14 protein-coding genes and 1 pseudogene are annotated in these 13,045 nt (G+C 60.7%); 8 read left to right on the forward strand and 7 right to left on the reverse strand.

All coding sequences use genetic code 11. The features are described from left to right. Positions 1-72: 72 nt before the first annotated feature. From NKH54_RS14035 to NKH54_RS14060, 6 genes and pseudogenes are all read right to left on the reverse strand, one after another. The gene (locus NKH54_RS14035) at positions 73-528 is read right to left on the reverse strand and encodes a hypothetical protein (RefSeq protein WP_353028411.1); all 456 of its coding nucleotides are present in this window, start codon (positions 526-528) and stop codon (positions 73-75) included. Positions 529-576: 48 nt separating this feature from the next. Further along, entirely contained in the window at positions 577-732 is a 156-nt protein-coding gene (locus NKH54_RS14040; protein WP_353028544.1) for a hypothetical protein, read from the reverse strand. A 457-nt stretch (positions 733-1,189) separates the two neighbouring features. Continuing rightward, a pseudogene (locus NKH54_RS14045) lies at positions 1,190-1,360 on the reverse strand (hypothetical protein); the annotation flags it as partial. A gap of 347 nt (positions 1,361-1,707) precedes the next feature. Continuing rightward, positions 1,708-1,893: a hypothetical protein gene (locus NKH54_RS14050; RefSeq protein ID WP_353028412.1), complete on the reverse strand. Its 186-nt coding sequence runs from the start codon at positions 1,891-1,893 to the stop codon at positions 1,708-1,710. After that, on the reverse strand, positions 1,893-2,078 hold the full coding sequence (locus tag NKH54_RS14055) for a hypothetical protein (RefSeq protein WP_353028413.1): 186 nt from the start codon (positions 2,076-2,078) through the stop codon (positions 1,893-1,895). Before NKH54_RS14055 ends, NKH54_RS14050 begins: the two co-directional genes overlap by 1 nt. Next, the gene (locus tag NKH54_RS14060) at positions 2,079-2,324 is read right to left on the reverse strand and encodes a helix-turn-helix domain-containing protein (RefSeq protein ID WP_353028414.1); all 246 of its coding nucleotides are present in this window, start codon (positions 2,322-2,324) and stop codon (positions 2,079-2,081) included. A 63-nt stretch (positions 2,325-2,387) separates the two neighbouring features. On the opposite strand from NKH54_RS14060, the gene NKH54_RS14065 reads away from it, so the two are divergent. From NKH54_RS14065 to NKH54_RS14090, 6 genes are all read left to right on the forward strand, one after another. Then, positions 2,388-2,942 (forward strand): hypothetical protein, encoded by a 555-nt coding sequence (locus NKH54_RS14065; RefSeq protein ID WP_353028415.1) that lies wholly within the window; start codon positions 2,388-2,390, stop codon positions 2,940-2,942. Between the two features lie 153 nt (positions 2,943-3,095). Next, on the forward strand, positions 3,096-4,235 hold the full coding sequence (locus NKH54_RS14070; protein ID WP_353028416.1) for a tyrosine-type recombinase/integrase: 1,140 nt from the start codon (positions 3,096-3,098) through the stop codon (positions 4,233-4,235). A gap of 119 nt (positions 4,236-4,354) precedes the next feature. Next, on the forward strand, positions 4,355-4,981 hold the full coding sequence (locus NKH54_RS14075; protein ID WP_353028417.1) for a hypothetical protein: 627 nt from the start codon (positions 4,355-4,357) through the stop codon (positions 4,979-4,981). Between the two features lie 568 nt (positions 4,982-5,549). Continuing rightward, entirely contained in the window at positions 5,550-5,726 is a 177-nt protein-coding gene (locus NKH54_RS14080; RefSeq protein ID WP_353028418.1) for a hypothetical protein, read from the forward strand. Positions 5,727-6,160: 434 nt separating this feature from the next. Continuing rightward, positions 6,161-6,514 carry a hypothetical protein gene (locus NKH54_RS14085; RefSeq protein WP_353028419.1) on the forward strand — a complete coding sequence of 118 codons (354 nt, stop codon included), beginning with the start codon at positions 6,161-6,163 and terminating at the stop codon, positions 6,512-6,514. Between the two features lie 79 nt (positions 6,515-6,593). Further along, complete coding sequence (locus tag NKH54_RS14090) at positions 6,594-7,058, forward strand: hypothetical protein (protein WP_023700593.1); 465 nt, start codon at positions 6,594-6,596, stop codon at positions 7,056-7,058. 89 nt (positions 7,059-7,147) lie between these two features. On the opposite strand, the gene NKH54_RS14095 is transcribed toward NKH54_RS14090, so the two are convergent. Continuing rightward, positions 7,148-8,680: a tetratricopeptide repeat protein gene (locus tag NKH54_RS14095; protein WP_353028420.1), complete on the reverse strand. Its 1,533-nt coding sequence runs from the start codon at positions 8,678-8,680 to the stop codon at positions 7,148-7,150. Positions 8,681-9,182: 502 nt separating this feature from the next. On the opposite strand from NKH54_RS14095, the gene NKH54_RS14100 reads away from it, so the two are divergent. Both NKH54_RS14100 and NKH54_RS14105 read left to right on the forward strand, forming a co-directional pair. After that, a complete protein-coding gene (locus tag NKH54_RS14100) occupies positions 9,183-12,524 on the forward strand; it encodes a M10 family metallopeptidase C-terminal domain-containing protein (RefSeq protein WP_352669754.1) in 3,342 nt (1,113 codons plus the stop codon). Positions 12,525-12,596: 72 nt separating this feature from the next. Next, positions 12,597-13,019 carry a hypothetical protein gene (locus tag NKH54_RS14105; protein WP_353028421.1) on the forward strand — a complete coding sequence of 141 codons (423 nt, stop codon included), beginning with the start codon at positions 12,597-12,599 and terminating at the stop codon, positions 13,017-13,019. Positions 13,020-13,045: the final 26 nt, after the last annotated feature.

The following is a 13,045-nucleotide window of genomic DNA, read 5'->3' on the forward strand; positions in this document are numbered from 1 at the left end:
GGTTCTCCGTTGATTTGCCTGCATCCTACCAAACCCTGAAAAGTGCCCTGACGCGGAAATCTGATTTGCGCGTTAGCCGAAGAAATCAGCCAGCCATCGACGTGTCGGCGCTTTGCCGCTGTTGCCGCGAAGGATGGTCCAAGCTAGCGCCCTGCCGCCTTCCGGGTGCGGGCAGACAGCCGCTGTACGATGCTCTGGCCATTCGCCGCCGGCATAGGCTTCGAGGTGTTCGAACATGTCCCAGATGCCTTCAGCGTCGGCGCCGTCGAGATCGGACGCAACATGCCGGGCAAGTTCCCGCAGCGCCTTGTCCCGTTCGCTGATGAGCCAGCCGCGGCGCGCGTCGGCCTTGCCAGGGCCAGCGGCTTTCAGGCCGAGCGCTGCGTCGAGCGTAGGGGCGTGTCCAGCGAAGAAGGCGTCGATCGCCTCGCCGAACGGCACAGCGTCTTCGGGATCGATCGGCCGCCCTTCACGGACACATGCCTGGATCCTGCGCAGACGTGCAGCGGAATCGATGGCGCCGCTCATTGGGCACCGCCTTCTGTGGAAAGTTCTTCGCCGGAAACTTTCTGGACGCTATGCGGCATCGAGGTAGCCCCCGATCTCTTCGAACAGCCGCCGCGCCCTTCCGTAGTTCGGATCGTTGTTGTCCAGCGTAGCCTGATCGCCGACAAGTCCATCCAGCCACTCGAACCAATATTTCAGCCTGGACTTGTCGGCGCCGTTCTTCATCGAGCGCTCGGCCATCGCCAGCAATGGCGCCGACGCTGACCGTGCTCACTGCGTTCCTTGCCACTTTTTCGAAGGGCGCTTGCGTCGATGACGCCGTTTCTACGGGATATCTTAAAATCGGTTCCCGGGATCTATTATAGGTTTCACCTAATATATTTACCTCAGGAAGTGATTGATCCTGTTCGCTATTCTCAAAATCGCCGCTACCTATCGAGGCAATTTCGGTAACGGCACCGTTACCTGTCGGCGTGTCGTGGGTAACGATATCGCTACCTATAGCGTCATCATTGGTAACGGGACCGCTACCTATCCCGCCCTTCAGATAGATCGCGTCAAACTCGGTATAGACGATGGAATAGACCCTGAGCCTGCGGTTCAACGGGTGCTGTTTGGCGGTGATGTAGCCGCGGCCGGCGAGCACGCCCAGCGACCGCGACAGGGCTTTGAGATGGCAACCGACAAGGGTTGCCAGGCGGGGATGGCTGGCATAGCAGCCGACGCCATTGGCGCCGAAACGGTCGTGGGCGGCAAGCGCGATCAGCACCCGAAAATCTTCGCGGTTGAGCGTCTTGTCACCGATCGCCCGCGTCGGCACCGGAGAGTAGGTTTGCTTAGGAGCGGCTGCCATTTAGCTGGCCTCGCATTTCAAGCGCTTATGCTCCCGACGATGGTGCAGCCGGCAGAGCCAATCAACATCGAGCGGCCTGTCGTAGTCGCTATGATGAGCCTCGGCCACAAGTGCGCCGCACTGTGCGCAAGGCATCTGAATGACTAGCCCGCGATTGACTGCCGAGCGGAGTGCCTGCTGTGCCCAAACGGCTTTTGGGTTCGCCAGCTTCCATCGCGTTTGCGCGCTGTCTGCTTGCCGATTGCGGCGTGATGTGGCATTGTCCAGACCATCACTTGCCGGGAAGCTTGTTGACATTTCGGAGCCGGTTCGCGTGTCCAGCGCGGCCGGCTTTCCATTTTGTAAGCTCATTTGCTGAAGCCCTCCGCCTTGAGGCGCGCCAGCACCGTTTCCGCCTCGTAGTGGTCGAGTTGAAACCGGTCTAGGAGAAGGAAATACGGCGTGCGGCCTTGCTGCCGTCCCTGTGACGTTGCGTAGGTCAAAAACCAGCGGGCTTTGTCGATGAGGTCGCTATCGATCGTGGTCTGGGTCATCAGCCAGCCCTCGCCAGTCGAATGGCCTGGGCAATCCTGATCGCCTCGATGGCGTCTGCGGCCGAGATGCCGAAGCGGGACCGGAGTTCTGGAACAGCAGCGCGTCCGCCCTGCCGTTCATACGGGCCGGCCAGGAACTCGGTGGCCTGCTGGATCTTCATGTCGGGTTCGAGATCGTTCTGCATTCAGGCCGCCTCCCCTGACCTCGCCAACATGCGTTCGAAGGCCGCCTTCGGCACCTTGATCAGCTTGCCGATACGAATAGTTGGAATGTCGCCACGAGCGGCGGCTTCATAGCTGCCGTTGCGGCTCAGGCCGAGCTTTGCGCCGGCTTCCGGCACTGACATAACGAGAAGTTCAGTATTGGTATTCATTTCGAAACTGGCTCCATTGGCTGGTGTTGAATGACCAATGAGGTAACGCCGCGTCATTGCGCGTGCAATACAGGTGTGTTACATATCGCTGCATTCGTTAAGACAAATAAGGAAAGATTGATGGCGAAGACCACGCGCGCCGCTGGCGGAGGGCGGAAACCCAAAGGCGAATTTGCAGGGAAGTCGTCAGCATTTTCCACCCGGATCACTCCGGACCTTAGGGCCGACCTGGACGCCGAGAGCGCAAGCACCGGCAAGTCGATATCGCAGATTGTCGAGCGTCGACTGCGGGAAAGTTACGACGAACCCAAGCGGATGCAGCGAATCCTTGGGCCGGATCACGTAAGGGCGCTTTCGTACCTGGTCGCCCATTTGGCCATGGAAGTGGAAAAACAAACCCGGCTGGAGTGGCATCAGGATCGCTTCACGTTCAACGCGATCGTGTCAGCGATACATACTGCCATGTCCCTGTTTCAGGCGGATCAAGGCGCGGAAGCTGTGCCCGCCGCAATTGACGAACACATCGCGAATGTTGCCGAACGGCTGCAAAAACCAAAAATGCTGGAGATGCTCGGGTTTATGCGAAACTCCGAAGAATTCGGCATCTCCGTAGGGCAGCGACTCGAAGACGTGCCCAACGTCCCGCCACCTCTCGGCGACTCCTTTGAATATTAGGATGAGCTTTACCTCGGGCCCTTTCTTCGGAAGGCACTGAACAAGGGTGAAGCGCCCAATGGCGTTTGGTTGCGACCGAAGGAACCCGGCTCGCGCGAGTTCAAATAACATACCGGCGATAATTCGCCCGATAAAGAAACGCGAGGAATAGGAATGGCTAAGGTCCGCAAACGCACCCTGCCCTCCGGCGAGATCCGCTGGCTAGCTGACTATTTCGATGCCGGCGGCAATCGCCGAGCCAAGCAGTTCGACAAGCGCAAGGACGCCGACGCATATTTGGTCAAGGTCCGGCGCGACCTGCAACTCGGCGTGCACGTGGCTGACAGCGCGTCGATCACGATCAAGGAGGCAACGAGGTTGTGGCTGGAAAGGTGCGACGCCGAAGGCCTGGAGCGCTCGACGCGGGACGCCTATGCCCAGCACGTCAAGCTCCACATCGTGCCGCTCATCGGCGCGAGGAAACTTTCGCAGTTCAACACGCCGCACGTCCACGCCTTCGCTGACGAACTGGCAAAGGACCGATCGCCGGCCATGGTCAAGCGCGTTGTGCGTTCGCTCGGCGCGATCTTCGTTGAAGCAAGGCGGCGTGGTTTGGCGGCGACCAATCCGGTTTCGGACGCCAAGGTGAAGACGAACGATCGGCGAAAGTTGAAGCGGCCCGAGATCCCGACCAAACCCGAGTTGCGGACGATACTGGACGCCGCCCAAGGCAAGCACCGCGCCCTGATAGTAACGGCGCTATTTAGCGGCTTGCGCGCCTCCGAACTGCGTGGCCTCAGATGGAATGCCGTCGACCTAAAGCGCGGCGTTCTCACGGTGAAAGGCCGCGTGGACGCATGGGGTGATTTCGGGCTTCCTAAAACTTCGGCCGGTGAGCGCGACGTGCCGCTGGCGCCGATGGCAATCAATGCCCTGAAGCAACAGCGCCTCTCCGTCGCGAACGGTCCCGATGGCTTGGTGTTCCCCTCAGATGAAGGAACGCCGCTCGACCATCACAACATCCTTGCGCGCGTCTGGACGCCGATGCTCGTCGGTGCCGGCCTATTCCGGCTCCACCCGATAAGGCACGATGCCGAAGGCGATCCGCTCAAAATCGCCAAGTACAATTTCCACGCCCTGCGTCATGCGGCGGCAAGCCTGTTCATCGAACAGAAGCTATCGCCGAAGCGTGTCCAGACCATCATGGGGCACAGCTCGATCACGGTGACGTTCGACACCTACGGCCATTTGTTCGAAGACGATGCCGCCGATCAGACGGCTGTTGCTGAAATCGAGGCCCGGCTGCTGTTGTAGCGGAAGACTGCAACACGGCTGCAACACGAGGCGAACTTTGCTAGGGAAAACAACGATACAATCTGACTCTGACTCCGTTAGTCCTGGTTCGAATCCAGGTTCCCCAGCCAAAGCACGTCATGCCCACTGACAGCCAGTACATTCTCGAACGCATCAGCCAGGGATGCGTGACGCTTGCCGATGACGAGTTCGTCATCGACAGGTTAGTCAAATATGTCGGCAACGGCAGGATCCGCTGGCATGTCGAGTTCCGTGGGCGCCGCATCGAACTGACGACCGGCCAGATCAAGAAGCAGCCGACCTTTCGCAGGAAAATCCTCGAACAGGCTGGCGTGCTGCCGCCGCAGCGTACCGGGGCCGACTACCGGCGATGGGCTCTCGATCTGAGGCGGAATGCCATCGAGCTTCCCTGGCGGGACAGGCCGGTCGATGCCGGTTTTGCCATCGACAGGCTGACCAGCCACGGCGATGGGCGCTGGACGGTGGAATACCAGGGCAAGGCGATAAAATTCACGACGACCAAACTGCGCCGGCAACTCAGTTTCCGCAAACGCATGCTGACCAAGGCCAAGGTGCTGCCGCCCGAATTGGCGCCGGCTGCCTATCGCACGTGGATGGACTGGCTCATTCAAAACGCGACTGAGGAAGTGCCGCAGGCCGGCGAAACCTCGATCACAGAGAAAAGCTGGCTTGACGACCTGCCGGAGCTGGCCGGCTGGGAAGATGAAGCGCCGCCTGAGAATTGATTGGGTTCCAATGATGTCATGCGCCGCTGGCGTGCGATCCGGTCGACGCTGTTGGGCACTTCACGTAAACAGGCTAAGATCGGTCCCGGCAGGGAGGACTTTTGCAATGGCCGAACCAGAGGACAGAGATATCAGGGAATCGCGCCGCATCCTCCGGGACATCAAGCAACAGAACGGCCCGGCAGGCTTTAGTCGTCTCCCTTACGGGGACCGGTTGCTTAGCCTGAGCGAGAAATATCCTGATCAGATCGTACGGTATTGGCCAGTTGGCCCTATCGTTGTCTTTGGACTCCTCGCCCTGTTGATCTATTTCGCCTAGCGCAGTGGGCATTGCCCTCGGTGCGCTTTGACGAGGTTCCTCGGCATCCCAACGCGGATCTATCCGCATTTTAACTAATGTAGACAATCCTCACGGAGAACGTTCTCCCGGCTGGTGAGCAGTGTGGAATGGACTAACCTTGTGGATGAGGATGAGCTTCCGGCACCCAGCCGATCAGGCCGCTGGCGCGCAATAGCTTTGGCGGCACTCCAAATCGTCCCACCGGTCATTTCGGTGGGATGCGCCATCATGGCCGGCTATTTCACCTATGTGGCTTCAAACAACAAGCCGCCCGCGGACATGGCCGCTTTGGCCGTGTCGATCATGAAATCCGGCGATGCCTCTCCGGAACTGCGCGATTGGGCAGCGGACGTTCTGGGGATACAGACCGATATCGGAATGCCTGCCAAAACTGCCCAGCAATAATCGCCTACCCGCCTCATATTCCTCCGGCGGGAATTTGGTCGCCGCCCAAATCAGCGGCCGGCGCCGCTCATTCAAGAGATTGCCTGAGGAGGCGCCGGCCAGGCGGGCATTGGGGTACCCGCCGGCGCTACATTAGCATTCACGCATAGATTTGGTATGGCGCGAACGCGGAAGGCCGGCTGCCTTCACAGCAGCATTACCGCAATTTTTCCCAAGACCAGGAACCCGCAACTGTGCAAGGGTTGGAACGCCCAGCGTTTCGGCGCGGCTTGCCTGGAGACAATCATGGCGACGTTTCTTACCGCTCTCGCATCCGAAGGTCCGCCAGCCGACCGGGCGAAAGACATGGACCTGTATGGATGGTTGATCGGCAGTTGGGACATGGAGACGCTCCACCACCGCAACGACGGCACAATTCAGAAATGGGATGGCGAGTGTCACTTTGGTGGGTGCTCGAAGGCCGCGCCATTCAGGACATCTGGATCAGGCCCAGGCGCCCTGCCCCGTCCACCATGTATGGCACGACCTTGCGCGTCTTCGATCCCGGGATCGGTGGCTGGCACATTATCTGGAGCGATCCGCTCAACCAGGATTACTCGCGCCAGATCGGGCGGGCCGAAGGCAAGGACATCGTCCAGATGGGCGCCGACTCGCACGGCCTGCAGGCGCGGTGGCGGTTCACCGAGATCACCGCCGACAGCTTTCACTGGATCGGCGAGGAGAGACGCGCGGAGAGCGACCCCTGGCGCGTGACCTATGAACATTTCGCGCGCCGGGCGGGTTTCTGAAGCACGCCTGCGCGTTCCGCCCTCGTGCCCTTGCGCCCGCATGCAAGTTGCGTCATGACTGGCCTGGGGAGAATTTCAAATGAAATCAAGTATTCTTGCCGCCTTGGCGGCAGCGCTTGCTGTTTCCGGCTGCGCATCGGTGGTGCGCGGAACTACAGACAAAGTGTCCATCAATTCAGAGCCGGCGGACGCGGCAATACGAACATCCCTCGGGCATTCCTGTCCTGCATCGCCATGCACTGTCGAAGCAAGCCGTAAAGAAGGCTTTACCGCCTTTGCCGAGAAGGAAGGCTACAAGCCAGGCAGCCTTTACATCGGCACCAAGATGGGCGGGAAAGGTGCGGCCGGGCTTGCCGGAAACATTCTGGTCGGCGGCCTGATCGGCGTCGGGGTCGATGCGATGACCGGCGCCACGCTCGATCATTTTCCCAACCCGGCGCTGATAACCCTCGTTCCTGTCGACGCCCCCGGCGAAAGCACGAAGGCGGTGGTCCCGCCGCCTGCCCCGCCGGCGAAAGGCAACAGCGCGCATACCGGCGTCTGAACGAAACGGCGAAGGGCGTATTCCCGGCCGTTCGTTGCCGGATTGCTTGTAGCCGCTGAGGCAGGCCAGCGCTGCCGTCGGGAGCCGCCTTATGGCGACAAGGCACGTAGCGCTGCGGCCGCCGCGTGGTATTCGACGAAGTTTTTGGGGCAATCGCGTTGCGCCACGCGATACAGGCGCAACGCTTCATCGTCGTACTTCTGCAGTCGGTCAAGTTCCGCCGTGAAGAAGTTCGCCTCGCAGGCTTGCCCGGTCTTCTTGGCCGCATCCGGGTCATCGGCGGCGGCAAGGACGGCCTCGGGCGTCAACTCGCCAAGCAGCATGCGCACCACCGGCGCCGGCCATTTTGTCATCTCGAGCTTGCTTTGCGCCCCCTGTAGACTGCCGGGAAGCCCGTTGCGCCGTTGGGCGAGATCCGCCCAGATAGCTAGATAGGCGTTGTCCGGCGCCAGCCTGGCGGCCTGTTCCATGTCGGCTCGCGCATCGGCTATCGGGCCGGAATAGTAGCGCAGGAGTCCCCGGTCCTGAAAGCGTCGAGCCTGCGTCGGGTCGAGCAGGATGGCCTGGCTGATGTCGGCGATAGCCCTGCAGTCAGCCGCCTTGTTGCGCCAAGCCAGCCCACGGTTGTTGAACGCGTCGGCATCAGTCGGGTCGAGCAGAATAGCATGATCGAGGTCGGCGATGGCGCGGTCGTCATCGCCCTTGCGCCACCAGGCATATCCCCGGTTGCTGTAAGCGAGCGAAAAATCCGGATTAAGGCCGATGGCTTGGTCGAAGTCGGCGATGGCTTGGTCATAGTCTTTTTTGTAAAGCCAGCCCAAGCCCCGGCTGGCGTAGCTGAGGTCGCTCTTGGGATCCAGCGAGATGGCTTTGTCGCCGTCGGCGATCGCTTGGTCGTACTCGCCCTTACCCACCCTGGCCAGACCCCGGCCGGCATAGGCCAGGGCCTGCTTCGGATCGAGCTTGATGACCTCGTTGTAGTCGGCAATGGCGTGGTCATAATTGTCCTTATCGAGCCACGCATTGCCTCTGTGGAGGTAAGCATCCTGCCGGTTGAAGTGGATATCGGCGAGATTGGCGTCGATTTCTATCGCCTGATTGTAGTCCGCAATGGCTTGATCGAAATCGCCCTTGTATCCCCAGGCTATGCCGCGATTGGTGTAGGTGCGGGCCTTCGGATTGAGGCTAATCGACCGGCTGTAGTCGGCGATGGCACGGCCGTAGTCCTTCTTCTGGCTCCAGGCCCAGCCTCGATTGTTGTAGACGATGGAATCTTCCGGTCCAAAGACGATGGCTTGATCGTAGTCGGCTATGGCGCGGTCGTAGTCGCCGATGTCGGCCAGTGCATTTGCGCGCATGGAATAAGCAATGACATGGCTGCGATAGGATTCGGTATCGTCCGCCATGACATGCGTGCAAGCCGCGATCCGCCGTGCGGCTTCCGCATCGTGATCGGTACAGGTTTGGTAGTCGTTGCCCGAGGCCAAGGCGGGAACACACAGCCCAAGCAAAACGACTAGACCGGCCAGCCAAAACAGACCCGAACCCTCCCCAACCGACCGCTCGACTTGCCGCCTATCAAACATTGTGCCAGCACAATTTGAAGAGTTGCGGGCCTCCATCCAATTCATCGAACAAATCTCTGTGCTTCGCAAGTCATCGCCGCAAAGAAACCAGCTCTAGCCAATCCCCTGTTCCAACTCCGCGATCTGGTGGCTGCCGAAAGGATTAGCCGCGTCGGCACGCCATGATCGGCGACAGCGTGCCTTCGGCCGATCTTGAAAGTCTGCCCGATACACGCCTAATCAGCCGCCTCGTAGCCTGCGATGCACTTGGTCTCGAAAGTCCTTAACCCGGTGCGCCTGTTGGCGAAGTATGGACATAGCCTAGCGCCACCACGGTCGACACCAAACCAGTATCTCAAAACCCGCCGGTACAAGCGTGCCCAAGAACCTTCACATGTACTGAGCGCGAACAGAGGCTAGACAAGCGAAGATTCCAATAGCATTGTTGGCACTGGGACGGGGCTCGACCGGCAAGCGCAAACGATGCTTGTCGGTGGTTGGCAACTGCTAAACCGTACAGCCGTAATTGCCACGGCTGCGAGACCAAGGAGTCCCAAGGATGCCGAACCCAAGCCAAACCAGCGATCAATGGTGGGTTAACGACCAGACGCCGGACAACCCGTACGGCAAAAGCGAAGATTACGGAGCCTTCCTCACCTACCTTGGAGCGCTGGACCGGTCGATAACGCCGGCGATCGCGGCGGGAACGCTGAGGATCAATGTCTCCGAGCTCAATGACCATCCCGAATACAAGGCCGCCGCGATCGGCGCCTTGCAGATGTGGGCCAGTGTCACCCCTTTGAAGTTCGAAATCGTCGACAATGCACCATACAACAGCGCAACGGACTGGATGCAGGTTGTCAGCCCCGAACTGGGCGAAGAGGACGACGGCAGCGCCTATTCCAACGACCGCTATGTCAGCATCGGCCAGCGTTTCCACGACACCGAGGTCAACAAGACGGATATTGGCGGCTATGTCTTCGATTCCTTCATCCATGAATTCGGTCATGAGTTCGGGCTGAACCACCCCGGGCTCTACAATTACAGCGGCCCCGGCGGCGTACAGATCAATTATCTGAACAATGCGACCTGGACCTACGACCGTCAGCAATACAGCGTCATGTCCTATTTCGACGGGATCGATGTCGGTGAAACCAGCCGCTGGTCGGCGTCAACGCCGATGATGGCCGACATCGAGGCGGTCATCCGCCGGTTTTTCTCGACCGTCGACGAGAACGGCGTGCGCACCTATCAGCATATCGATCTCAACACGGGCGACAACGTCTACGGCTTCGGCAGTGCCGTGGACGGCTACCGGCTGACCTCCTCGGGCATGCAGCACGATATCGGTTTTGTCATCCATGACACCGGCGGAACCGACACGATCGACTTCTCCGGCTCGACGGCCGGCACGATCCTCGATTTGCGCGCCGGACAGTTCTCCAGCGTCAACGGCCACAGCAACAATGTGTCGATCTTTGCCGGGCACAACGCCGATGGCACCGACTATTACATCGAGAACGGCATCGGCAGCAGCTATGACGACGTCCTGATTGGCAATGACGGAGCCAACGTGCTGGATGGCCGCGGCGGCGGCGACCGCATGGCCGGCAATGGCGGCGACGACACCTACTTCGTCGATTCCCTCGACGACATCGTGCGCGAGGAAGCGAATGGCGGGAATGACACGGTCGTTCTGCTGAACCGGAACTTGAATATCCGGAAAATCGCCAACGTCGAACACATCATCTACGCCGACGAGTCGACACTCCAGCCTGGAGACGGCGGCACCGAAACCGCACCGACCATCGGCGACAACACGATGACCAGCGTCATCTTCGGCGACAATGGCAACAATACGCTCGACGGCGGCGCCGGCGACGACACGATCTTCGGCCAGGGCGGCGATGACCTCATCATCGGCGGCCGCGACTCGCTCGCCAGCCGCGACATCAACAACACCATCGATGTCGCCGACCTTCCAGACCAGACCGAGAGCGACGACGGCAATGACACGCTCTATGGCGGCCGCGGCAACGATACGATCCTCGGCGGCCAAGGCAACGACATCCTCGACGGCGGCGACGGCGACGATACGCTGAGCGGCCAGGATGGCGTCGATATATTCCGGGGCGGCGCCGGCGTCGACACGGTCGACTTCAGCAAGGAGAGCCCCTTCCAACTGCTCGTCAACCTCGAGACGAACGTGGCCAGCGGCGGAACCGCCACGGGCGACACCTTCTACAGCATCGAGAACCTGATCGGCTCCGATGACCGCATCGACCGTTTCATCGGTACGTCGGCGGCAAATCATTTCTGGGGCCGGGGCGGCGGCGACTATTTCAACGGCGGCGGCGGCAACGACATACTGGATGGCGGCAATGACGGCGACATCCTGTACGGTGAAGCCGGCAACGACACGATCATCGGCGGCGCCGGCCAGGACTATCTGGATGGCGGCGCCGGCATTGATACGGTCGTCTACGAAGGCAGCTCCGCCGGTGTGACGATCGACCTTGCCAATGGCACGGCCAATGGCGGCGACGGCGATGGCCCGGTGCAGATCGTCGGGCGCGGCACCGTTATCCGGCACGACATCCTGGTCGGCTTCGAAAACGCTGTCGGGTCGTTCTTCGACGACCATCTCATCGGCAACGCCCAGGCCAACAAACTTTCCGGCGGCGCCGGCAACGACACGCTGACCGGCGGTGGCGGCGCCGATATATTGAATGGCGGCGCCGGCAGCGACACGGCGGACTACGCCGACGCGGCCAGCGGGCAAAACCTCAAACTGGGTGGCGGCAAATCCGGCGGCGACACCTATATCTCGATCGAAAATCTGGCTGGCTCGGGCTTCAACGATCACCTCACCGGCGATGGCGCGGCCAATGTGCTGACCGGCCAGGGCGGCGCCGACAAGATCGACGGCGGCGGCGGCGATGACACCCTGCTCGGCGATTTCGCCTATCAGGGCGATGCTCCGCCACGCCCGGGCATGGGCACCGGCTACGCCACGCTCGGACCGGACGCGACCAACAATTCGGTCTCGACCGCCTTCGACATCTCGAACAACTTCTCGCTGACCGCCGACCCCGACATCTTCGATTCGACGACCACCCTTCACACCACCGTCAATGCCACCGGAAACGGCCTCGGCGGATATTACAGCATCAACCTGGCCGCCGGCACGATCATCACCATCGACATCGATGGCATTGCCGACCCCAATGTCCATGACAGCATCGTCAGGGTGCTGGACAGCGATGGCAATATCGTCGCCCAGAACGACGATGGCGGCAACGACCCCGGTTCCAACAACGGCCGCGATTCGAGCACCAGCTTCATCGTTCCGGAAACCGGAACCTACTATATTGTGGAGGGCGAATGGTCGGACTCCGCTCCTGGCGATGGCTGGGTGGAATCCGTGCCGGAGGGCTCGACTTACAAGCTGAACGTATCGGTCGAATTCCCGCCGGCACCAGCTCAGCCGGGCGTTGCGGGCGCCGATACGCTCAACGGCGGCGGCGGCAGCGACCTTTTGGATGGCGGGCTGGCTGCCGATACGCTGACCGGCGGCGCCGGCGACGACTATTTCCGATTCTCGACAGAACTCGGGAACGGCAATATCGACTGGATCAAGGACTTCAAGGTCGCCGACGATACGATCCTGCTGGACAACCTCATCTTTGCCAGCGTTGGCGGCGACGGCGCCCTTGCTTTGGGCTCATTCTACAAGAGCGCAGCCGGTGCTGCTCATGATGCCGACGACCGCATCATCTACGACACCGACAGTGGAATATTGTCTTACGACGCCGATGGTTCCGGACAGGGAGCAGCCGTACAGTTTGCACACCTGAACACAAATCTGGACCTTTCGGCTGCAGACTTCATCGTCATCTAACGCGTTGCCGGGAGGGGGGCCGTCAGGCTGCCCTCCCGCATACCCCAGCGCAGTGAAAAGGGAGAGGACGGGATGACCGACCGCCGCACAGTGTTAATGGCCGCCGGAGTTGCGGCAGTCGCCGCGGCCACCGGGGCAGCGGCAGCGCAATCGCCAGATATTCGCGCGCCAGATATTCGCGCAACAGATATTCGCGGCGCCGTCACCTTTGTGGGGGGCAAGGCTATCCCGGAAGGTCATCTCGAGATCTATCTTGAGGATCCCGCCATTCAGGACAGTGGGCGACGCCGCGCCGCCAAAACCAGCCTCAAGAGCGAGGGCGGCTCAAAGACCATGGAATTTTCCTTGCCCCTGCCCGCAAGCTCGACCGCTTCACCAACGCTGCAGGTCGTTGCGCGCCTGGAGCGTGCGGACGGCTGGCTGGTGGCGCGGGGCAGCGCGCAGTTCCAGGCCGGCTTGCCCGTCCATGTCACACTCAAGGCAGTTATCTATTGAAGGGACGAGATGCCATATCCTGATTG

This window comes from Mesorhizobium sp. M1004 (genome assembly GCF_040318795.1).
Taxonomy (GTDB): domain Bacteria; phylum Pseudomonadota; class Alphaproteobacteria; order Rhizobiales; family Rhizobiaceae; genus Mesorhizobium.